The sequence below is a fragment of the Cryomorphaceae bacterium genome (assembly GCA_017798125.1).
GTDB lineage: Bacteria > Bacteroidota > Bacteroidia > Flavobacteriales > ECT2AJA-044 > ECT2AJA-044.
Map to the genome: position 1 here is coordinate 1098660 of CP059070.1, position 21834 is coordinate 1120493.

Below are 21834 nucleotides of genomic sequence, written 5' to 3' on the forward strand. Positions count from 1 at the left end.
GGGGCTTTTTTTTGGGCATCATATTTGGAGCAGTTTAGATAACCACCCGGTTTAATCTCTCTTAAACTGTTGCTCTATGGAAGTCAAAAAGTCGCCCAAGGCGGATCTCGAACGCCACAAATTTGTGTTCCGGCTCATTGGATTGAGCATTGCCTTAGTCCTGATGATTACCGTTTTTCAGCTCAAGTCCTTTTCCGATTTACCCACCCAGGATATTGTCGAACGGGTGAACCCGGATACGGAGGTTCTGCCGCCCGTGGTTTATCGAAGTGAAAAAGCGGTCCCCGAGAAAAAGAAAACGGTAGAACCCAAGAAGTTGGAGCCTAACAAGCCCGCGAAAAGACCCAAGAAGCTGGTCGCGGTCAACAAGACGATTCAAATACCTGATAAACCTTGGGAAGAGGTGCCTGAAATCATACCTGGTCAGAGCAAACACGAAGTGCTCGAGGCCATTCCCTTTATTTCGGTGGAAGAACTCCCCGTCTTTCCGGGATGCGAAGGACTGCGCGGAGAAGATCGCGAAAGATGCTTTGTAGAAATGATGTGGAATCACATCCAGGACAATTTTCACTATCCTGAGATTTCAAGAGAAATGAGAACGGAAGGCAAGGTCTTTGTCTCCTTTGTCATAGACGCTGAAGGAAAAGTTACACAAGTAGAGGCGGTTCGAGGACCGGATAAACACCTGAAAGCGGAAGGTGAAAGACTTCTAAATTCCATGCCTGTCATGGTTTCTCCTGCCAAGCAGAGGGGGAAGCCGGTGCCGGTTTCTTATGCGGTCCCCATAAATTTTCAGCTACAATAAAGAATTTCCGCAATTAGGCGCTAGAGCCCTCGGTCTACTCCGAGGGCTTTTTTTATCTTGCTTTGAACTAAAACCCAAACGATATGAAGAAGATAACCATGATCGCAGCGGCATGCTTGGCATTCGGCATGTACAGCTGTATGAGTGACCCAGCATCCAGTTCAGACGCTGAAGGAACGGACAGCACACAAACGATGGAGGATAGCACGGCTGAAGGTTCAGATGAGGGCGCTATGGAAATGGACTCTGCCTCGGCTCATGAGACCGAAGAAGCGGCGGATGTAGATCAGCGCTCCGCGGAGATTCACCATGAAGTATCTGCTGAAGTAAAAGACGCCCATATGATGGAGGGCCAGGAAATCGAAGATGAAGACGAAATCGTCATCACCATGGCCATGGCCGATCAAAAACCTGCTATGCCAGGTTGCGAAGAAATCGTAGAGCCTGCGGATCAGCGCGCTTGTTTTGACGAGCAATTGGCCGCGCACATCCAAGATGAGTTCACCTACCCGGAGCGCGATCTACAGCAACGCACCATGCTCGAGAATAACCGCGAGCGCGGAGTGGTTGAAGTTTATTTTGAAATCAACGAATTGGGCTTAATCGAGCGCGCCAAGGTCGTTCGCAGTGTGAACGATGAGTTGGATGCAGAAGCTCTTCGCGTGATTGAGAGCTTGCCTCCGATGGAGCCAGCTCGTGCAAATGGTCGGGCTGTTCAGGTACGCTACGTCGTGCCGATCAGCGTGAACTTGAATTAAGCACCCTATGAAATACACCGCGGACGGCGGCATAAGCATTGATCGCATCGGGCTGGAAGAACGCGCTAAGCGCTTCCAGACCCGGAGCATCAAAAAAGCAGCGAAGGTCGATGGGCTCAAGACAGTCCTTTCGATGGTCGATTTAACCACGCTTGAAGGAAAGGATACCCCAGCGAAGGTCAAGCAACTGTGCTATAAGGCGCAGCACCTGCATGATTCGTACGAGGACTTGCCCAACGTGGCGGCCGTCTGTGTTTATCCGACGCTCGTCCGCGTGGCGCGCGAAGCCTTGGGCGATAGCGGAATTAATGTGGCCGCAGTAGCGACCTATTTTCCGAGCGGTCAAAGCAGCCTCCAGGTGAAGCTCGACGATACCCGATATGCGGTAGATGAGGGCGCCAACGAAATCGACATGGTCATCAGCCGAGGGAAGTTTCTCTCGGGGGAGTACAGCTATATTTTCGATGAGATCGCGGCGGTCAAAGAAGCCTGCGGCGAAGCTCATTTGAAGGTCATCCTCGAAGTAGGGGAATTGGACACCTACGACGACGTACGCTTGGCTTCGGATATTGCCATCGACGCTGGTGCCGATTTCATCAAGACCAGTACGGGAAAGATTCCCAAGGCGGCTTCCATTCCGGTAACCCTGGTCATGTTGTACGCCATTCGCGACCACTATTTGAAGACAGGTAAGCGCATCGGGATGAAGCCCGCGGGCGGTATCAGTAACAGCAAATTGGCCTTGCATTACCTGGTGATGGTCAAGGAGACCTTGGGCGCCGATTGGCTGACCCCTGACCTGTTCCGCTTTGGAGCCAGCTCCTTGGCAAACGACGTGCTCATGCAGCTGGAAAAACAGCGCACGGGCAACTATCAGAGTATGAATTACTTCAGCATCGACTGATATGGTGGACGAAAACGCATTTGATTTTCACAGTGGCTGGGCCTACGAGCCCGCGCCGGAAAGCAGTGATCACGTACACGTTGCGGATCGCTATGAACTCTTTATAGACGGTGAGTTTTCTGCGCCTACGGCGCGATCCTATTTTCCCACAATCAATCCAGCTACAGAGGAAGCCTTGAGCGAAATTGCCTCGGCGGACGCTTCGGACGTGGATCGCGCTGTGGCATCGGCCCGTAGGGCCTTTCCTTCATGGAGCGGTATGCCCGGAAAGGAACGAGCCAAGTACCTGTTCCGTTTGGCGCGTATGATACAGGAGCGCTCGCGGGAATTTGCGGTCATCGAAAGCTTGGATGGTGGAAAGTCGATTCGGGAGAGTCGCGACATCGATATTCCGCTCGTGGCGCAGCATTTTTTCTACTACGCCGGGTGGGCCGATAAGCTCGATTATGCTTTTCCGCGCGGTGCGGAGGCGATTGGCGTTTGCGGACAAATTATCCCGTGGAACTTCCCGCTGCTCATGGCGGCGTGGAAACTCGCTCCAGCACTAGCGGCTGGAAATACGGTGGTCTTAAAGCCGGCGGAAACGACTTCGCTGACCGCCTTGAAGCTCGCCGAACTCGTCGCAGACTGTGATTTCCCGAAAGGGGTGGTCAACATCGTTACGGGCGCAGGAGAAACAGGTGCGGCATTGGTCAATCATCCGGATGTGGATAAGATTGCCTTCACGGGCTCCACGGAAGTGGGCAAGATCATTCAGCGCGCCGTGGCGGGGACCAACAAGAAATTAACCTTGGAGTTGGGCGGGAAAGCCGCTCATATTATTTGTCGGGATGCGGCCATTGATCAGGCCGTGGAGGGCATTGTCAATGGGATCTTCTTCAACCAAGGACATGTCTGCTGCGCGGGATCACGCTTGTTTGTGCAGGAGGCCGTAGCTGATGAGGTGGTCGCCAAGCTCAAGATGCGCATGGAAAGCCTCATCGTCGGTGACCCTCTGGACAAGAATACGGACATCGGGGCCATCAACAGCGCCGGACAGCTCAAAACCATTCAAGAGTATTTGGCCATCGGCCGATCGGAAGGAGCAGAGGTTTATACGCCTGAAATAGCCCTTCCGAAGAAAGGATATTGGTGCGCGCCAACCCTCTTTTTGGAGACCGCGCAAAGCCACCGCATCGTCCAGGAAGAAATTTTTGGACCGGTGCTCGCCATCCAGACTTTCCGCTCTTTGGACGAGGTCGTCACCAAGGCGAACAATACGCCCTATGGCCTGAGCGCTGGGGTATGGACTCAGAAGGGAGCCAAGATTTTCGAACTGACGAGTAAAATGAAGGCCGGAGTTGTTTGGGCGAACACCTACAACAAGTTCGATGCGGCCAGTCCGTTTGGGGGTTATAAGGAAAGCGGCTTCGGTCGCGAGGGTGGCCTTCAGGGCCTGCAATCTTATGTGAAGTGATATGAGCAGACTCGACGTACAAAAGACCTACAAGCTCTACATCGGTGGAGCCTTTCCTCGGACTGAAAGCGGACGATATTTCAAGCTTGAACACAAGGGCCAGCTCGTGGCAAACCTCTGTCAGGGATCGCGAAAAGATTTTCGAAATGCCGTAGTCGCGGCGCGTAAAGCACAGAATTCTTGGGCGGCTCGAACGGGATACAATCGCGGCCAAATCCTGTACCGCGTGGCCGAAATGCTCGAAGGACGTGCGGCTCAGTTCATCGCCGAACTCGGCGCCGTTGGGGTTTCAGAAACAGACGCCCGCGATGAAGTCATGGCCGCCATCGATGCCTGGGTGTACTACGCCGGCTGGTGCGACAAATATCAACAGCTGGCGAGTTCGGTCAACCCTGTTGCCTCACCGCATTTCAACTTTACCGTACCGGAGCCGACCGGCGTAGTAGCCGCTGTAGCTCCGGTGGACAAGGGACTCCTCGGGTTGACCCGTACCCTGGCCCCGATCATGGCCAGCGGTAATACCGCAGTCGTTTTGGCGGCAGAAAACTTCGGACACGTGGCCATTTCACTGGCCGAAGTCATCCACAGCAGCGATGTCCCAAGCGGGGTCGTAAACCTCCTGACCGGGCATGCCGCCGAGCTCTTGCCGCACATGAGCAGTCACATGGACGTCAACGCACTTGCCGTAGAAAATCCCGGTGAGGAAGAGCGCACTGCGGCAGCGCAAAATGTAAAGCGTGTCTTGGCCCTACGGGCCGATGATGGGCTCGAGAACATCACTGATTTTGTCGAGTACAAAACCACCTGGCATCCTATTGGGGCTTGAGGCCCAATTCGTAGTTTTGCCACCAAACAGCTATTACCATGAACATGGATCATCTTGTATCCCTCAGCATAGAGGCCAGCATCGCGGCCGGAAAAGAAATTCTCGACGTCTACGGCACCGAGTTCTCGGTTGACATCAAAGACGACAGCAGTCCCCTTACGGAAGCGGATCGCCGAAGCCACCTCAAAATCATGGAGTATCTGAAGGATACCGATTATCCGATCCTCAGCGAGGAAGGAGATTTGGCGGACTACAGCAAGCGCGCCGATTGGCACACCTTCTGGCTGGTCGATCCATTGGACGGAACCAAGGAATTCATCAAGCGAAACGGAGAGTTCACGGTGAACATCGCCCTCGTTCGTGAAGGCGTTCCCATCCTCGGAGTGATCTACGTTCCAGTAACCGACACGTTGTACGTCGGAGCGGAAGGCATTGGCGCTTATAAGGCGGAACAAGGTCATAAAATTCATACGATTCAGGCCCTACGGGCCGATGGCCAAGCACTACCCATTCCCAACGATGGTCCCTTCACCGTGGTGGGAAGCCGGAGTCATATGAGCCCAGAAACAGAGGCGTTTATGGCGGAATTGGAAAAAGAGCACGGGGCCATTGAAATTCTGAGCCGAGGAAGCTCGCTCAAATTGTGCATGGTAGCCGAAGGTTCAGCGCAAGTCTACCCGCGCTTTGCACCCACCATGGAATGGGATACGGGAGCTGGACATGGAATTGCCCTGCACGCGGGATGTGAAGTGGTTCGGCACGACACCGGCGCTCCTCTGACCTACAACAAAGAGAACCTCTTGAATCCTTGGTTTATCGTTCGCCGGAAGTAAGATGATTCCGGCCGAGTATCATATCTACATCGTTTCCATCACGCTGGCTGGGCTCATTATTGCCCTATTCCGGAGAGGGAATCGAACGGCGTTGACCTTCTTCATCGCGGTCCTGATGCTCATTGTGACCGGGGTATTGACCACGGATCAATTTCTCAAAGGCTTTGGCAACCGGCAAATCGCCATCATCTTCGTTTTGATCTTCATCACGGGTGCTCTGCGCGATCACTTCAACTTGCTAGGCTTGCTGGACCGGCCTTTTCGAGGGGCCAAGACCCAAAGTGGGATGCTCCTGCGCATGTCCGCAATTGTGGCCTTGGGCTCGAGCTTCTTAAACAATACCCCAGTAGTAGCACTCATGATTCCCTATGTGAGCGACTGGTGTAAAAAAAGAGGTATTGCACCTTCACAGCTGCTCATTCCACTGAGTTACTCGGCCATACTGGGTGGGATGATCACCATCATTGGAACCTCCACTAACTTAGTTCTGAATGGTTTCTTGGAGCAGAGTGGAGAGCCTTTGTTTAGCTTCTTTGATTTCTTAATTCCGGGATTTCTGGTCACTATCGGTGGAATAATATTCATGCTCTTTGCGGGACCACGTCTTTTGCCGCAGCGGGAAGATGTACTGGACCAGCTTTCTGATCCTACGCGGGACTATGTGGTTGAAACGAAGGTGCGTTCAGGGTCACGCTTGATTGGAAAAAGTGTTCAAGACGCCGGCTTGCGGAACTTGAGCGGCGTGTTCTTGGTGGAAATCGTCCGGGATGAACGAGTTATTACCCCAGTTGAACCAGAAGAAGTGATTGAAGAAGGAGACTCGCTGCTTTTTGTTGGGGAAACGGAGCGCGTCGTTGACTTGACGGAGGGCATGCCCGGCTTAGAAATGAGCAAGCATGCGGATTTCGAAGATGCGGAAGGACGAAACATCATTGAAGCCGTTATCCCGGCCAACTCCTCTTTGATTGGATCTACGGTGAAGCAAGTCAATTTTAGAGAGCGATATCAAGCGGGAATCTTGGCCATTCATCGAAATGGAGAACGCGTCAGCGGGAAGATTGGAGAAATGCGATTTCAGGCGGGTGACCTGCTACTGCTTTCCACAGGTAAGAGCTTTGCCCGGAATGAGTTCCGATTCAATAACCTGTACATCGTCAAGCGCATCAAGAATCCATCCGTGAAAAAGGCACCGCCTAAAAGGGTTTTTGTAGGTGTAGTGGCCTTGGTCGGTATTGCCGGAATCTTCGGATATGTGAACCTCTTCATGGCCACGCTGATCATGTTGGCGGCGCTCCTGGTCCTCGGTTTTGTTAACGTCGATGGCATGAAAAAAGAAATGGATGTCAAGCTCTTGCTGATTCTGGTGAGTGCTTTGGCCTTAGGCCGCGCCATGATTGAAAGTGGAGCGGCAGATGCTCTCGGCGGTTGGATTGGAAGCGCCCTTTCTGGGGGAGGTCCCATTGTGATCAGCATCGCCTTGTTTGTTTTGACCTTTGTCTTGACCAGCTTTATCACTAATGCGGCAGCGGTATCGATTGCGTTTCCGATTGCTTATTCTTTAGGAGCAGTCGCAGGGCCTGATGTGGCCGTTGGATACTACATGACCATTGCCTTTGCGGCCAGCTGCGCCTTTCTCACTCCGATGGGCTATCAAACGAATTTAATGGTCATGGGGCCAGGTGGATATCAGTTCAAGGACTTTCTTCGGATCGGAGGTCCGCTATCTTTCCTTTACGCGCTTATTTCACTTACATTTGTTTGGATTCATTACGGCTGGTTATGAGCGAAAAACTTCACATCATTCCACATGATCACAAGATCTCCAAGGAGACGCGAAGTCAATCTTTGGGCCAGCGACCTTGTGTTGTTTGGTTTACAGGCCTTTCCGGCTCAGGTAAGTCAACGGTAGCCAACGCTGTAGAGCAAGAACTCGCTGCGCACGGATTTCATACCTACTTATTGGACGGCGACAACGTCCGTTCGGGACTGAATGGAGACCTTGATTTTACCGAGGAGGGTCGCGTAGAGAATATTCGTCGACTTGGCGAACTCAGCAAGCTCATGGTCGATGCTGGACTCATAGTGCTGACGGCCTTCATTTCACCCTTCCGGGCCGATCGCGCCAGTGTTCGCGAGAAATTGGCGGAGGGAGAAATGGTTGAGGTACATGTAGATGTGCCGCTGGAGGTGGCTGAATCCCGCGACCCAAAAGGATTGTATAAGAAAGCACGGGCAGGTGAAATTTCCAATTTTACAGGAATCAGCAGCCCGTTTGAAGTGCCGGAGAACCCGGAGATAAGAATAGATACGGATAAAGACGATATAGAAGAGAACGTCCGGCAGGTACTGGAAGTCCTTCTCCCTAAAATCACCCTTAGCGATGCATAGATATTATCTGAAACACCTCCGCGAACTGGAGGCCGAGTCCATTTACGTGATTCGTGAGGTGTATGCCCAATTCAACAACCCTTGTCTGCTGTTTTCTGGCGGAAAGGACAGCATCATTTTGACCCACTTGGCCAAGAAGGCTTTTTGGCCCGCACGTGTACCCTTTCCTTTGGTGCACATCGATACGGGTCACAACTTCCCCGAAACCATTGAGTTTAGAGATGCTCTCGTTGAAAAACTAGGGGCTCAGCTCGTGGTTGGTTCGGTACAAAAGGCCATTGATGAAGGAAAGGCTTCTGAAGAAAAAGGGGCGGATGCAAGCCGGAATGCGGCCCAGATTCCTGCGCTTCTAGAGGCCATTGAGGCCAACAAGTTTGACGGCGCAATGGGAGGTGCCCGTCGAGATGAAGAAAAAGCTCGTGCTAAGGAGCGCTTCTTTAGCCACCGCGATGAGTTTGGTCAGTGGGATCCCAAGAACCAGCGCCCCGAGCTTTGGAACCTCTTCAATGGAAAGAAAAGCTACGGTGAGCACTTCCGGGTGTTCCCTATTTCGAACTGGACAGAAATGGATGTTTGGCAGTATATTCTCTTGGAGAACATCGAAATCCCAAGCCTGTACTTTGCCCATGAGCGCGATGTGATTTTGCGCGATGGCCAGTACCTGAGTGATTCGGAGTTCTTGAACAAGAAGGACGGTGAAGTGGCCGAGCGCAAACAAGTGCGTTTCCGCACGATGGGCGATTTGACCATTACGGGAGCCGTAGAGTCCGATGCGGATACCTTGGAGAAAATCATTGAAGAAGTAGCCTCAACTCGAGTCACGGAACGCGGGGGACGCGCGGATGACAAGCGTAGTGAGTCTGCGATGGAGGACCGGAAAAAACAAGGGTACTTCTAGGAATGTATCGCGCCGTAGGCGCAGAAACAAAAGAAAAAATTGACCATGGAAACGAACGGTTATTTGGATATGGAATTGTTGCGCTTCACCACTGCGGGAAGCGTAGATGACGGTAAATCGACTTTGATTGGTCGTTTGCTGTACGATTCAAAAAGTATTTTTCAAGATCAAATTGAAGCGGTAGAAGCGAGCTCAAAGACGCGTGGTTTGGACCATGTGGACTTGAGTCTTTTCACCGATGGGTTAAAGGATGAGCGCGAGCAGGGGATTACGATTGACGTAGCTTATCGCTACTTCGCAACGCCCAAGCGTAAGTTCATTATTGCCGATACTCCGGGACATATTCAGTATACCCGAAACATGGTGACTGGGGCCTCTACGGCGAACCTGGCCTTGATTTTGGTCGATGCGCGCAAAGGGGTAATTGAGCAGACCTGCCGTCACAGCTTTATCGCGAGTCTATTGAAGATTCCTCATGTGATCTTGTGCATCAACAAGATGGACCTCGTGGATTACGACGAGGCGCAGTACAATAAGATTGTGCAGGAATTCAAGGACTTCAGCGCCAAGTTGGAGATCGGAGATATTCGTTTCATTCCGATTTCAGCATTGCACGGAGATAATGTGGTGAACCGTTCGGAAAAGATGCCTTGGTACAATGGATCAACGCTTTTGAACACCTTGGAAACCATTCACATTGGATCGGACCACAACCACATTGACGTGCGCTTCCCAGTGCAAACCGTAATTCGTCCACACAGTGATGAGTACCATGATTTCCGTGGGTATGCAGGTCGTGTTGCCGGAGGAATCATGAAACCAGGGGATGATGTCATTACCTTGCCCAGCGGATTTACGAGCATCGTAGACAAGATTTACGACGGAGATCGCGAGGTCGAAGAGGCCTTTGCGCCGATGAGCGTTACGGTGACCTTGAAAGATGATATCGACATTTCTCGCGGTGATATGATTTGCCGAGTCAACAACCAGCCCGAGCCCACACAGGACTTGGACGTGATGATTTGCTGGTTCAACAGTAAGCCCATGATCAACGGAGGTAAATATGGCATTCGCCACACCTCTACCGATGCCCGCGCTATGGTGAAGGACATCGTGTACAAGGTGGACATCAACACCTTGCATCGGGATGAAGAGGACAATACGATCGGTATGAATGACATTGCCCGAATTCGTTTGCGCACGACCAAGCCATTGTTGGCGGATAGCTATCGAAAGAATCGAAATACTGGGAGCATCATCCTAGTCGATGAAGGGACTAATGAGACCGTTGCGGCGGGGATGATTATTTGATGGAGGCGAATAAGCCATCAATAATTCAGCGCGTTGTACTTTCCCTGGGCATTCTTGCTATGTTGTATGCGGGGATATCTGCGGTTAACTATCTGGATAAGTACATACACTTAAGTGATGAGGTCAGCACGTATAACGGCTTAGCTCATGCTGTTGAAAGTGGGGTTCCACTAGCGGCTCCGCATCCAGAAAGCGTCAATTTCAATCCAGATCTGGAGTATAAGACTTATGATTCTCACCGATTCATACTGTACTTCAACGTACCGGCCTATTTCATACTCCAAGCATTAAATGTATCCGTTGAGAAGTGGTACGGAGGATGGCCCTTTGTGCTCACCATGCTCATCATGCTCTTAGCTCTTTGGATTCGACCGACAGATCAAGGTCCAAAGGAATTGGCGATACTTTTTTTACCGACGATACTGTCGAGTTGGACCATGTCCTCCCTTCATTTTATCCGGTATTACGGCTACATGTATGTCTTTGGAATTGTCTGTTCCTTTGCAGCCTACAAGATCTATTATTCAAAGAGACCCTATGGAGTCAGAGTCCTTGCAGCTTCACTATTACTCCTAATTCCTGGACTGTTCCATCAGACGCTCTTTTCGATTTTAGTCTTTGGCCTTTTGGCCATGATCGTGGACTTTTTCACCTCTGGATTGCACAAAGAGTATCCGAGAAAATTACTCCTTGCTGGGGGCGGGGCATTGATCGCCCTTCTGGTGGCGGCAGCCACTATTCCTGCGCTAAGGCTTAACGTTGCCATTGGTCGTTTCTTCCGAGAATGGGACCCTTCAACTTTTGGCCAGGCGCTGGGAAACTATATGGACGTCAATCACCCGGAAGGGGCTGGTTGGTTTCTGTTCAATTTAATAATGCTCTTTGGAGGTGGATATCTTGCGCTCAAGCGCAACGACTTTTACGGTCGTTTTTTCCGAATCTCTGCGGGCTATTTCGTTTTTGCTCTAGTACTCTACTCGATGATCATGGGTGGTACCTTCATTCCCCCGTACGGTTTTAACCGGTACTACTTGATTGTCCATGTGGCGTACTTGGTTTCCATTGGCCTCTTCGGTGTTATGGCTTTTGAGTTTGTCGCTGAGAAACTAAAGAAGAATTGGTCTCCTATTCCGGTCTACGTAGGGGTCATTGTTCTCGCATTTTTAGCCGTAGGAAACGTTTTTTCGCCGTTTTCGATGGACGAGCAAAACTTCAGTTTGGTTCCGAGGTACGAACGAGACGTTCTGGATTACTTGGATAGCCAAATTCAGATCATTGAAAACAAGGAACGCGAGGTCATTTTCGTTACCGGTCAAGTTGGACTGGTTCAGCATTATTATCCGCAGTACCGGGCTATTAAACTGGGGCCAAAGACGCGCATGGAGGACTTCTATGAAATAGGGAAGGCAAATCCGAAAGCCGTCTTGTATGTGGTGATGGCCAATAAACCTCCGAGAAATGATGTCGCTGAATTCCTACGGGCTATTTATCCCAAGTTTAATGGTGAGATGAAAGTTCGGGGTAAAGAGATGGTTCGGGCATATGAACAAGAGTCACCTCGCATTAAAAAGAAGTACGGACTTATAGACTAATTTAGGCTTAAACCTAACCACTCAGATTCATGGCCAAGAAGAAAGTGACAAAGAAGACGACCAAGAAGGAAGCCTTGAGCTTTTCTTTCTTGCCCGAACAACTACCCTACAATTCGTGGCTTTGGATTTTAGGAGTTCCAGCGCTTTTGGGTTTCTTGGTGTTCTCTCCATTTCTATTCGGAGGAGACCTCTATATTTTTAAGGACATTGGGAGCGATACTTTGAACCTCAAGTATCCCAACCTTTTGCATTTGGATCGATATCTGAGTGAAGAAGGATTTCCGATGGCGTGGTCCTTTTACATCGGAATGGGTCAGAACATGTACTCCGGTTGGCACTTCGGAATTGAAGAAATCTATCATTGGTTTTTTGGATTGCTATCGGGGTCGGTAGCGGAGAGAATTGCATGGTTGGCTTGGGCTAAGGCTGTGACCATATCTGTTTTCACTTTTCAATGGCTGCGCCTTCGCTTGACCAATGAATGGATTGCCTTATTCGGAGGATTGGCGATGGCGTTTAGCGGTTACGCCATTGTGGGAGGGTCTTGGTATGTTCACGACGCTTTTGTGCTCAATGCCGTTTTTGTTCTATGGGGTCTTGACCTCGTATGGACCCGTAAGATGTATTTCGTTCTCCCCTTGGCCTTGTACAACTTTGGTGTAGATCCGAAGCTCTTTTTCTTCTTCCAATTTGCCTTACTCTACTTCATTGTCCGCGGGGTAGAGCTCAAGTGGAAGCCGATGAATTGGGCGGTTCAAGGCGCTTCAGCGGCCGGATTGGCTATTATTGGGTTTCTGGGTAATGCTACAGGCCTATTGACGCGTGTGACGACCGTAACCAACAGTCCGCGTATGTCAACTGCGGCCACTCTTTCCGATGACCTGAGTGCCCGCCCGCTCTTGGCGGTTCACGATGGAGGCCACCTGCTGACGACTTGGATGAGGACTTTGAGCAATGACTTGTTGGGAGCCGGAAGCGATTTCAACGGCTGGAACAACTACCTCGAGGCACCGCTTTTCTACTGCGGAATACTCATGATCTTCCTTATTCCTCAATTGATTCTTCTGGGTAACAAGAATGAAAAACGACTTTGGGGAGCTGTATTGATCATTGCCCTTTTGCCTTTGCTTTTCCCTTATTTCCGCTACGCCATCTACCTTTTCCAAGGAGACTACTATAAGAAGGCCTTAAGCCTGTTCTTGCCATTGATTTTTGTCTTAATGAGTACAAAAGCCTTGGATGTGATACAAAGGGAAAAGAGCGTTCATCTCATAGGTCTTTTATCGACTGCCGTGGTCCTGCTTATTTCACTTCATTATCCCTACTACGACGGTCGTCTTGAATTGGTATCCGCCATTCAAGGGCTTGACACTATGGTGATTCTCATGCTCACGGGAATCTTCGCGGGTGTACACTTTAAAAAGCTCGGAGCCCTTGTTCCATATGCCCTGTTGCTCGTCATGCTTATTGACCTTGGATTCAACGCGGGTTACGGTTTCCGTCAAAGAGATACCATGACCAAGAGAGAACTCCGTCAACGGGTTGGGTACAACGATTTTACCGTTGAAGCCCTGGACTACATACACGCGCAGGACGATCAATTCTTTCGGATCACCAAAGACTACGCCAGCGCCAACAGCATTCACCGTTCTCTAAATGAAGGTCGTGTACTCGGGTTCTACGGGACCACTCAGTATTCCAGCTTTAATCAGGCCAACTACATCCGATTCCTGACCAAGATGGCCCTCGCTGACTCTACTGCTGAAGTTGAGACTAGATGGGCAGTAGGAGTGGAGCGAAATCCTCTTTTATATCCTTTTGCTGGGGTGGACTATTTGTTGCGCCAGTCCGATGTCGTGAACCCCGTTTTGGCCAACACCTACAGTCCAATCGGGACCGTTGAAAACATCACCATTTACCAGAATCAGCATCGCCTGCCCTTCGGGACTTTTTACGGTGAAGCCCTTTCGGAAAAAACCTTCTTGGCCCTTGGAGAAGGCCAGAGGGAGATTCAGTTGTACCAGCGAATGGTGCTGTCTGAAGAGGACATGACGAGCGCTGAAGTACCAATAGAGCGTATTCCGGTCAAGAACATGACCGTAGCTCAGTTTCAGGATGTTTTGCGCCAACGGCGCGATGCAGGCACCTTCAAGCTTTCATCCTTTGGCCAGAATCAAATCGAAGGGAGCTTGAACGCCCCGACCAACGGATGGCTCTTCTTCACGATACCTTTTGACGAAGGTTGGGAAGCTACCGTTAATGGTACTCAAGTGTCGCCCGTTCGAGGTCAACTCGGTTTCACCGCTGTTCCCGTGAGCGCTGGCGAAAACCAAGAGGTCGTCTTGAATTTTGTTCCGAAAGGATCGGTCATGGGAGGATACGCTTCACTGGCAGCCTTGCTCTTGTGGCTAGGGTTGGTCTTCGTTGATTTTCGAAAGACTCGCGCTTCAGTGGAAGCCGCTCAACCTGAAGAGGAAGAGGCATGAGTGCCCGGGAGCGTATTAAAGCCCTGAAAAGGCGTGCTGAGGACGCTCAAAAAACAGTGGGTTTTGCGATAAGACCCCCAGAAAAAAGAACCGGTCCGTTTCCCGATTTCCTTTGCATAGGTGCACAGAAATCTGGAACGACGTGGCTTCAAGATTGCCTCATTCATCATCCCGATATTTTTCTTCCTCCCGAGAAAGAAGTTCACTTCTTCGATTGGAAGTACTATCGCTCTTACGATTGGTATCAGAAGAAGTTCTCGACGGCAGGGGAGAGGCTTATTGGAGAGATCACACCCGGGTATTCGACCATCGCCAAGCACCGCATTCAGCACATTGCTCGCTTTAATCCGTCCGCGAAGATTATTTTCCTCCTGCGCAATCCCATTGAACGGGCTTGGTCCCACTCGAAAATGGTTCTCTGTAAAATTCAGGGTCGTCCTTTCGAGTCCATTTCCGATGATCAATGGAAGGCTCATTTTGATGGATTTAAGTCAACAAAACGAGGTTCCTATACCGAGGTGTATCAGGATTGGGCGCGCGTTTTCGGGAATGATCGTGTGTTTGTCGGATTCTATGAGCAGATTGTTTCGGATCCTGAAGGATTGCTTCGAGAAATCATGCAATTCCTTGAAGTCTCTGTTGATATAGATACGCAGAAAATGCCATTCGGTAAACGCTCAAACGTTGGCCTCCAGGCCGAAATTCCTCCGCAACTGAGGCCTTACCTTCAGGCCAAGTACAAAGACGAAATTGAAGCGTGTTGTGCGCTCTTTGGTAAAGGCGCTTGCAATTGGTCTTAACCAAGTTTACCGATGAGTTCACGCAGGGTTTTCCAGTCGGACCGCTTGGGAAGGAGTAGAGTGGACCACGGAATATCCATATGGCGTTTGACCGTAACTCCAATCATAACACAGGACAACCCGTAGGCACAAAGCGTCGCATAAGCCGCACCCAGAATACCCAGTTTTGGGATGAGTAGGAGATCGAGGACAACAGTGATGACCAAGGCCGAAATATTGGCCATGAGATTAAACCGGACACGGTCTTTGGCATTGTTGTACGAGGAGAAGTAGTTTCGAACATAAGCAAAGACTACGGCAATGGCCATGATTTTAAGGGCTGCTGCGGCGGGACCAAAAGCACTTCCGTAGATCAAGTTGACCAAGGGATCTGCCAGCACAAGTAAGATTATGGCCGGTATCAATAGAATTCCCGTGAAAACTCTCAAGTAAACGGGATAGGTCTTCTCTGTTTCCTCTTCATTCATGGTGGTGAGGTAGGGAAGAACAACTTGGTTCAGAGGCTGGACAAAGTCCAACAGAAAATTGGTCAGGCTTGTGGCTACTCCATAATGCCCTAAGGCCGTTGATCCGGAAATAAACTGGACGAAATAGACGTCGAGGCGCTTGTTGAAGAACTTGCTGAACATATTTCCATAGCCCAAGGACGTGTAGCCGAAGTAGGTTTTTAACTCTGACCGAGACCAACTCAAATTCCATTGAGGTCTAGCCTTCGTGTAATACCCACAAAAAGTCACGATAAGGAGGGCAAGTTGAAGACCGGTTAGCGCCTGGAAGAGCAGCGCGATATTGGCATCGAAACCTCCAGCAACGAGTAGGTAAAGTGAACCGCTAACCGCTACGTTCAGGACTCCGCTGAGCATCAATAGGTTGTTCGAACGGATGAAGTTCTTCTGCCCTTTGAGATGAGCGTGCATGAAAACCTGGGCAAAGTGATACAAGAATGCCGCGAGAAAATAGATGGCAAAGGGCGTTTTTTGGAAGCCTTCAGGAAGGATCAAAGGTCCAATGCCTCCGCTCAAGGACCAGCCGAAGAGAAGGGATGTCAATAGGGTAAAAAAGACCAGAAAGATCAGGACCATCATGGAGAAGATCTTCGATTGAGCTATCCGTTGAGACGCCGTGAAGTACATGATTCCGTTGGTCATGTTGAAGCCGATGGCCATCACCAAAAACTGGACATTGGTCGTGATGAACTGAAACACTCCAAAGCCCTCAGGCCCGAGGAGGCGAGTAATCAAAACGGAGTGGGCAAATGCCAAACCGGAGATCGGAATCTTCGACAAGAAAGTGGCCCTCATGTTTTTTTGAATGCCCTGACTCATGAGAAGCGACGATCTAAGTACTGCTGTTGTTTTTCATTGAGCAGCTCTTTCCAGTGCTCATCGTAGAAGAAGCCCTTAAAGCCATCGCGGAATTGATCAACAGTCCTCGGGTTTCCCGTTCGAATGTGGTACTCTCGGGAAGCCATTTGACTTTTGTATTGGCTGTAGTCCAGATCCAAGAACTGGGAGATCTTACTCATGGCCTCAGCTTCTTTCAAGGCCAGGTCTTCATGGGAGAGTTCGAGTACCTGATCTCCAGCATTCTTCTTCAGCCACAAACGACTCAAGCGGTGGAAGAGCCCGTATTCCCGAACCGCCTTTCCGAATGAATGCCCGTGCTTTATATAGGAAGCCACGTTTTCTTTGGCTCCCCTTCGCAGGTAGACGATTTTGACCTCAATGTCGGGGTTGTACCACAAGGCAAAAAGTCTCCAGAGGCTTTTTGAGGTGTCGACGAGCCATTTGCTTTGGGGTTCAAAAGTCTTGGCGTGCTCCAGACTGGCGCGCAGCATTCGAGCATCTCCTGATTCCTTTGGGGCCCTCACGGGCCGATGCAGCAAGATCCTCACCGTATCCTCCCATCTTTTCCACGAAGATCCGCGATTGAATACGGTCAGACCTTGTTGGTAGAGCGGCCCCCAGTATTCGCATTCCAAGGTAGGACGGGTACAGGTACAAATGCGCCCCAAACGATGCTCCCTCGGAAACACCTTGACTTCACCGAGGTTCCATACTTCTGGGACGGCTCCTAAGACAAAGCCCAAGAGGCTTGAACCTGAATAGCTCATGCCCAGCACGTAAATGACTTTTAACTTGGGAGTGTAAGCTTCTATGCCAATAGACTTTTAGGAACTCAAAAGTAACGGTATTTTTGCTCTTCGAAAATGGAGACGACGAAGGACAAGCGGGTAGAGGTGATTGGAGTAGGTCCGCCGAAAACGGCCACGACATGGGTGGCCGATATTTTGCGCGACCATCCTCAAGTGTATGTGCCGATTGAAAAGGAACTTCACTATTTCAATCCTTTCCAGCACTATCATCGCGACGTTCCTAATCGCAATGCGGCGCAACCTCCTGCTTGGTATCACGCTTTTTTCAAGGAGGCTTCGCCAGAGCTCGTTTGGGCAGAATTCACTGTGAGTTACTTCGAATTCTCAGGATGCGCTCAGGCCATCTTTGATTACAATCCGGAAGCCAAAATAATCATCAGCTTGCGCGAACCTGTAGCTCGGGCCTTTTCTCATTTTCTATTCCTTCAAAATCGAGGAGTCATAGGTCCGGAAGATTTTGAATTGCACGTTGCTCGTGATCCCTATGTCCTGGAAGTGAGCACATATGCCAATCGATTGGAAGAGTATCTGAGTGTCTTTCCCCAAGACCAGGTTTTGGTCTTACTGCACGAAGACCTCAAGAAGGACGCCCAGGCCTTCTATCGCAGTATTGCGGACTTCTTGGACCTCGATAAAGATGTGGAGGTCGATTTAGAGCGCGTCTCCAACGCTGCCACCAAGGTCAAGTCCCATAAAGTGAATCAGGCGTATATGCGGCTTCGTGATTTCATGCATCGCTATAAGCTCCACGGAATTTTGGATTTCTCTCAGAAGATTGGGTTAACGCGTTTTCTCGAGTGGATACGTGATGACCTCAATATGTCCCCCAACACCAAAGCGCCAAAAATGCCCCAGGAGCTGAAGGCCAAATATTCGAGCCGCTTTGCGGAAGACAAGAAAAGAGTGGAAGCGCTCTTAAATCGTACCTTGAACGAATGGGACTAAGCGACCGCGGAATCCAGTTTATCGGATTAGGGGAGATGAAGTCGGGTACCTCATGGGTGGCCAACGCACTTGCCCAGCACCCCGATGTTGGATTGTCCTTCCCTAAGGAGCTCCATTACTTCAACGACCGTTTTGCGTACTACAATCCCCAAAAATCTAAGTACGCCCCTGACCTCAGAGGTTATTGGTCACACTTCAAGCACGCCTCAAACCAAAAAGTCCTTGGTGAATTCTCGGTCCATTATTTGTTTGATCCGGTAGCTGCAGAGCGCATACATCGACATTTTCCAGACGTAAAGCTCATCGTCTGTCATCGCGACCCCGTCGAACGGGCGTACAGTCAATGGACGTGGTCCCACTTTCACAAAAAACAAGAGTCCAGATCTTTTGAAGAGGTGATGGCCACAGAGGGCGAGTTGATCGAACGTGGCCTCTATTTCCAGAATATTCAACCCTACCTGGAGTTGTTTTCGGAAGATCAGTTTCTCTACCTCTCCCTGAAGGATATACGGCAGAACCCAGAGGACACCCTATCGCGAATTGCCGACTTTCTTGAGCTCTCCCCTTTTCCGAGCGACATCGATTTGTCGAGCCGCAATCGCGCTAAATCGACTAAATCGTCAGCGTTATACGGTCTTCAACGGTTTATCGGAGAGAACCTCCATCGATTTGGCCTATCGGGACTAGGAGACTCGGTGCGCCGATCGGGATTGGGAAAGGCCTTGTCCAAGGTGAACAGCAAGGCAGAGGATCTTCCCCCCTTCAAGGCCGAATACCACGACCAATACGATCAGCTCTTCAGCGAAGATCAGGAACGATGGACGCAATTCGTTTCGCGCGCTCCGTCCAAGTAAACTTCTGCGCGTAGAGGCGATTGCCTTTGGAAAGCGCCTTACGGCGCGATGCATCTTTCCAGGCAAATTCCACTTGCTTCAAAAAATCCCCTTCATCCTCCGGCTGAAAAAACCATGCATGATCCTCTGATAGAACCTCTCGAATGCTGGGTAGGTCAGACGCCAGTATCGGCAGTCCAGACCCCAAGTATTCGAACAACTTCAAAGGACTGGTGTACCGAGCACTGATGCGTTCGCGATTATTGGGCAATAAGGCGAGGTGTGCACGAGCGACATCGGCCCGTAGGGCCTCTTCATCCAAAAAACCAGCGAATCGCACGCGGTCATTCAATCCAGCTTCTTTCATCTGTGCTTCGTACAGCGCGATTTCCTCGGGCTTTCCTCCGCACACGGTCAGCTTCCAACCCTCTTTATTTTTCCAGCCTTTCAAGGCATTCAAAACGGTGTCCAATCCTTTCCAGGACTGGAAGGAGCCCGTGTAGATCATCTGGAATTCATCCGATTTGGGATAAGGCGTCTCTGGCGGTAGGTTTACGCCATCGGGAACAATGTGATGTGGCTTTTTAATACGGAAATCGTGCTCGAGATCGGTCCAAATTCCCTCCGTGATCGGCGCAAAGACATCCACTACTTGAAGAGCTTTTCCTTCAACCCAGCGAGGGACTTTGTCGCTGGCCCGATGATACACTTTATGGGGCTCGTAAATCACCTGAAACGACCATCGCTTTCCCAGGATTTTTTGAACCGCCAGAAAGACGAGGAAGCCAAAATCACGCGTGTAAACCACTTCGGTGTTCTGGGCTTGCAACCAAGACAAGGCTGCTTTGCTCCAGGCCCATCGACTTGTGAATTCCGACAGCAGACCATTGTGGCCAAGTTCAGGTCCAACGGAAACCTGCGGGGGCGGACTGCTGATGCCTAAGCGGGCAAGTACGTTTTGATGTTTTTGAGGGTCGAATGGTGCCGTTAGCCAGGTCAAATCGACCTGTTGAGCTAAAGCTTGGGTGGTCCAAAGGCACTGCTTCAGGTTCGCTGAGACCTCGTTGAGGTCGTTTTGATATACGAAGGCCCAACGCTTCATGACGAGTGCCTTGTAGTGGCGTTAAAGCTGTTCAAGAAGAAGATTTTCTTCTGCTCCTTGAGCCACTCGGCGGCATTCGGGTGAATGCGATGGTCGGTCACCGGGTGGAGAAGGTCGTTGACGTTCATTCCAAAACCGCGTTTGGGCTGGTTCAAAACTTCTTTTGGTAGCCGAGGAAGTAACCACTCCTTGTAAAGTCTTTTCAATTCACCTCCGTAGAGCACGTCAGGGTGGAGCTTGGCGGACCATTCAAAGAGCCGGTGGTCCAAGAAAGGGCTTCGCAATTCAATGCTGTTGGCCATGGACATTCGGTCCGATTTCACCAAGATATCGCTCAAGAAATTCTGAGACCAATCAAAGGCCTGGGCTTGCTTCACTGTGGGCCAATCCTGTGTGGGCCAATTCTTTCGAACCTCCTCCGCCGGATTGTAACCATTAATGCTCTTGCGGTATTCCTTTGAGAGCAAATTCGGCCATTCATCCTGGGTAAATCCCCCTCGCAACTTGATATAGAAGTCTTCAAAGGTCGGTTTGGCCAGAAACCTCAGCGCCTTATCTACATCATGGCCGGGCAAGAGTCGACGACTCAAGGCGTGCGCCCCTCGCATCAGCACCGTTCCACCTCCTTTGGAATAGAGGTCGAGCTGTTTGTATCGCTTGTATCCGTAGAACAATTCGTCGCCCCCATCTCCGCCCAGCATCACAATAAAGCCCTTCTTTCGGGCTTCGCGACAAATCCAATAGGTCGGGATGCTCGAATTATCGCCGAATGGGGTGTCAAAATGCTTCATGACGTGATCGAAATCACCTCGATAGTCGAATTCTTCGGGCGTGGCCACCACAAGATCTGCCTCTTTTTCGGCCATCACTTTCTCGACCAACGCGTGCTCGTCTTCATTCAAGGCCACGTGTAAGCCTGTCCAGGGGCTCTTGAAAAGTGTGGTCATGCCCATGCTGTCCAGTCCACCACTGAGAAATACCCCTAGCGGAACATCGGCCCGAAGGCGCAGCTTCACCGAGTCCTGAAGCAGTTCGTTTAACTCCTCGAGTGCTTCCCGCTCACTGGGTCGCTGTACATCCCAGCCGGGCGACCAGTATTTTCGGACGGGCCCAAGTCCTTGATCTCGATTCCATTCTCGATAGGTTCCCGGCTCCAAGGCAAAAATGTCCTCATACGCCGTTTTGGGTTCAGGGTTGAATCCGAAAGCGAGGTATTCCGCAAGGGCCTCAGCTCTTTCTTTTCCGATACCTGGAATCTGGAGGAGCGCTTTGATTTCCGACGCAAAGGCCAGACCAAAAGAGCCCTGGGTGTAGTACAGTGGTTTTTGACCAATTCGATCCCGGCACATCACCATTTGATGGGTCTTGGTGTCGTAGATAACCAAAGCCCACATCCCGATGAACTTTTTGAATGCGTCAGCCCCCCAAACCTTATATGCGGTCAGAAGGACTTCCGTATCACTCTCCGTATCAAAGCGATGGCCTAGTCCACGAAGCTCCTCGCGAATTTCGAGGTAGTTATATAGTTCTCCGTTGAAGGTCAAGACCAAATGATCTTGAACCCTTGGCTGTGCACCTCCTTCGCTCAAGTCGATAATGCTCAGTCGCCGGTGGCCGAGGCCAATTTCTTCATCGACATAGTAGCCTTCAGCATCCGGCCCGCGATGCACCATGGTCCGGTTCATCCGCTCAATGAGCCCTCGGTCATTCGTCGTTATTCCACTGATGCCACACATGTCGTA

The 21834-nt window shown here is 50.6% G+C and carries 19 protein-coding genes; 15 read left to right on the plus strand and 4 right to left on the minus strand.

Translation table 11 applies throughout. The features are described 5' to 3' along the window. Nucleotides 1-76 precede the first annotated feature (76 nt). The 13 genes from HZ996_04660 to HZ996_04720 all read left to right on the plus strand — a co-directional run bounded on the left by HZ996_04660 (nt 77) and on the right by HZ996_04720 (nt 15057). Complete coding sequence (locus HZ996_04660; protein ID QTN38467.1) at nt 77-805, plus strand: TonB family protein; 729 nt, start codon at nt 77-79, stop codon at nt 803-805. Between the two features lie 83 nt (nt 806-888). Then, complete coding sequence (locus tag HZ996_04665; protein QTN38468.1) at nt 889-1563, plus strand: TonB family protein; 675 nt, start codon at nt 889-891, stop codon at nt 1561-1563. A 7-nt stretch (nt 1564-1570) separates the two neighbouring features. Continuing rightward, complete coding sequence (gene deoC / locus HZ996_04670) at nt 1571-2467, plus strand: deoxyribose-phosphate aldolase (GenBank protein ID QTN38469.1); 897 nt, start codon at nt 1571-1573, stop codon at nt 2465-2467. Nucleotide 2468: 1 nt separating this feature from the next. Further along, on the plus strand, nt 2469-3923 hold the full coding sequence (locus HZ996_04675) for an aldehyde dehydrogenase family protein (GenBank protein QTN38470.1): 1455 nt from the start codon (nt 2469-2471) through the stop codon (nt 3921-3923). A 1-nt stretch (nt 3924) separates the two neighbouring features. Continuing rightward, nucleotides 3925-4749, plus strand: coding sequence for an aldehyde dehydrogenase family protein (locus HZ996_04680; protein QTN38471.1), 825 nt, complete (start codon nt 3925-3927; stop codon nt 4747-4749). Nucleotides 4750-4787: 38 nt separating this feature from the next. Then, entirely contained in the window at nt 4788-5582 is a 795-nt protein-coding gene (cysQ, locus tag HZ996_04685) for a 3'(2'),5'-bisphosphate nucleotidase CysQ (GenBank protein ID QTN38472.1), read from the plus strand. 1 nt (nt 5583) lies between these two features. Further along, entirely contained in the window at nt 5584-7365 is a 1782-nt protein-coding gene (locus HZ996_04690; protein ID QTN38473.1) for an SLC13 family permease, read from the plus strand. Beyond that, on the plus strand, nt 7362-7970 hold the full coding sequence (gene cysC / locus HZ996_04695; GenBank protein QTN38474.1) for an adenylyl-sulfate kinase: 609 nt from the start codon (nt 7362-7364) through the stop codon (nt 7968-7970). The genes HZ996_04690 and cysC overlap by 4 nt, the downstream gene beginning before the upstream one ends. Then, nucleotides 7963-8868, plus strand: coding sequence for a sulfate adenylyltransferase subunit CysD (cysD, locus tag HZ996_04700; GenBank protein ID QTN38475.1), 906 nt, complete (start codon nt 7963-7965; stop codon nt 8866-8868). The genes cysC and cysD overlap by 8 nt, the downstream gene beginning before the upstream one ends. 45 nt (nt 8869-8913) lie before the next feature. Next, nucleotides 8914-10179, plus strand: a complete 1266-nt coding sequence (locus tag HZ996_04705) for a GTP-binding protein (GenBank protein ID QTN38476.1) — start codon at nt 8914-8916, stop codon at nt 10177-10179. Then, a complete protein-coding gene (locus tag HZ996_04710; GenBank protein ID QTN38477.1) occupies nt 10179-11771 on the plus strand; it encodes a hypothetical protein in 1593 nt (530 codons plus the stop codon). Before HZ996_04705 ends, HZ996_04710 begins: the two co-directional genes overlap by 1 nt. A 29-nt stretch (nt 11772-11800) precedes the next feature. After that, nucleotides 11801-14257 (plus strand): YfhO family protein, encoded by a 2457-nt coding sequence (locus HZ996_04715; protein QTN38478.1) that lies wholly within the window; start codon nt 11801-11803, stop codon nt 14255-14257. Beyond that, a complete protein-coding gene (locus HZ996_04720; protein ID QTN38479.1) occupies nt 14254-15057 on the plus strand; it encodes a sulfotransferase in 804 nt (267 codons plus the stop codon). Before HZ996_04715 ends, HZ996_04720 begins: the two co-directional genes overlap by 4 nt. Here HZ996_04720 and HZ996_04725 read toward each other — a convergent pair. Continuing rightward, the gene (locus HZ996_04725; GenBank protein QTN38480.1) at nt 15054-16343 is read right to left on the minus strand and encodes a polysaccharide biosynthesis C-terminal domain-containing protein; all 1290 of its coding nucleotides are present in this window, start codon (nt 16341-16343) and stop codon (nt 15054-15056) included. The genes HZ996_04720 and HZ996_04725 overlap by 4 nt on opposite strands. Before the next feature lie 35 nt (nt 16344-16378). Further along, nucleotides 16379-17170, minus strand: coding sequence for a sulfotransferase domain-containing protein (locus HZ996_04730; GenBank protein QTN38481.1), 792 nt, complete (start codon nt 17168-17170; stop codon nt 16379-16381). Nucleotides 17171-17266: 96 nt separating this feature from the next. On the opposite strand from HZ996_04730, the gene HZ996_04735 reads away from it, so the two are divergent. Together HZ996_04735 and HZ996_04740 are read left to right on the plus strand one after the other, a co-directional pair. After that, complete coding sequence (locus HZ996_04735; protein QTN38482.1) at nt 17267-18157, plus strand: sulfotransferase; 891 nt, start codon at nt 17267-17269, stop codon at nt 18155-18157. After that, the gene (locus HZ996_04740) at nt 18148-19011 is read left to right on the plus strand and encodes a sulfotransferase (protein ID QTN38483.1); all 864 of its coding nucleotides are present in this window, start codon (nt 18148-18150) and stop codon (nt 19009-19011) included. Before HZ996_04735 ends, HZ996_04740 begins: the two co-directional genes overlap by 10 nt. On the opposite strand, the gene HZ996_04745 is transcribed toward HZ996_04740, so the two are convergent. Together HZ996_04745 and asnB are read right to left on the minus strand one after the other, a co-directional pair. Next, a complete protein-coding gene (locus HZ996_04745) occupies nt 18956-20092 on the minus strand; it encodes a glycosyltransferase family 4 protein (protein ID QTN38484.1) in 1137 nt (378 codons plus the stop codon). The genes HZ996_04740 and HZ996_04745 overlap by 56 nt on opposite strands. Further along, the gene (gene asnB, locus HZ996_04750; GenBank protein QTN38485.1) at nt 20089-21828 is read right to left on the minus strand and encodes an asparagine synthase (glutamine-hydrolyzing); all 1740 of its coding nucleotides are present in this window, start codon (nt 21826-21828) and stop codon (nt 20089-20091) included. The genes HZ996_04745 and asnB overlap by 4 nt, the downstream gene beginning before the upstream one ends. Nucleotides 21829-21834 lie beyond the last annotated feature (6 nt).

What these genes read in the sequence shown, in the direction of transcription:
- asnB (QTN38485.1), bottom strand. Translation starts at nt 21,828, where the DNA reads ATGTGTGGCATCAGTGGAATAACGACGAATGACCGAGGGCTCATTGAG.
- deoC (QTN38469.1), top strand. Translation starts at nt 1,571, where the DNA reads ATGAAATACACCGCGGACGGCGGCATAAGCATTGATCGCATCGGGCTG.
- HZ996_04715 (QTN38478.1), top strand. Translation starts at nt 11,801, where the DNA reads ATGGCCAAGAAGAAAGTGACAAAGAAGACGACCAAGAAGGAAGCCTTG.
- HZ996_04710 (QTN38477.1), top strand. Translation starts at nt 10,179, where the DNA reads ATGGAGGCGAATAAGCCATCAATAATTCAGCGCGTTGTACTTTCCCTG.
- HZ996_04730 (QTN38481.1), bottom strand. Translation starts at nt 17,170, where the DNA reads ATGAGCTATTCAGGTTCAAGCCTCTTGGGCTTTGTCTTAGGAGCCGTC.
- HZ996_04740 (QTN38483.1), top strand. Translation starts at nt 18,148, where the DNA reads ATGGGACTAAGCGACCGCGGAATCCAGTTTATCGGATTAGGGGAGATG.
- HZ996_04720 (QTN38479.1), top strand. Translation starts at nt 14,254, where the DNA reads ATGAGTGCCCGGGAGCGTATTAAAGCCCTGAAAAGGCGTGCTGAGGAC.
- cysQ (QTN38472.1), top strand. Translation starts at nt 4,788, where the DNA reads ATGAACATGGATCATCTTGTATCCCTCAGCATAGAGGCCAGCATCGCG.
- HZ996_04690 (QTN38473.1), top strand. Translation starts at nt 5,584, where the DNA reads ATGATTCCGGCCGAGTATCATATCTACATCGTTTCCATCACGCTGGCT.
- HZ996_04735 (QTN38482.1), top strand. Translation starts at nt 17,267, where the DNA reads ATGGAGACGACGAAGGACAAGCGGGTAGAGGTGATTGGAGTAGGTCCG.
- HZ996_04665 (QTN38468.1), top strand. Translation starts at nt 889, where the DNA reads ATGAAGAAGATAACCATGATCGCAGCGGCATGCTTGGCATTCGGCATG.
- HZ996_04675 (QTN38470.1), top strand. Translation starts at nt 2,469, where the DNA reads ATGGTGGACGAAAACGCATTTGATTTTCACAGTGGCTGGGCCTACGAG.
- cysC (QTN38474.1), top strand. Translation starts at nt 7,362, where the DNA reads ATGAGCGAAAAACTTCACATCATTCCACATGATCACAAGATCTCCAAG.
- HZ996_04705 (QTN38476.1), top strand. Translation starts at nt 8,914, where the DNA reads ATGGAAACGAACGGTTATTTGGATATGGAATTGTTGCGCTTCACCACT.
- HZ996_04680 (QTN38471.1), top strand. Translation starts at nt 3,925, where the DNA reads ATGAGCAGACTCGACGTACAAAAGACCTACAAGCTCTACATCGGTGGA.
- cysD (QTN38475.1), top strand. Translation starts at nt 7,963, where the DNA reads ATGCATAGATATTATCTGAAACACCTCCGCGAACTGGAGGCCGAGTCC.
- HZ996_04745 (QTN38484.1), bottom strand. Translation starts at nt 20,092, where the DNA reads ATGAAGCGTTGGGCCTTCGTATATCAAAACGACCTCAACGAGGTCTCA.
- HZ996_04660 (QTN38467.1), top strand. Translation starts at nt 77, where the DNA reads ATGGAAGTCAAAAAGTCGCCCAAGGCGGATCTCGAACGCCACAAATTT.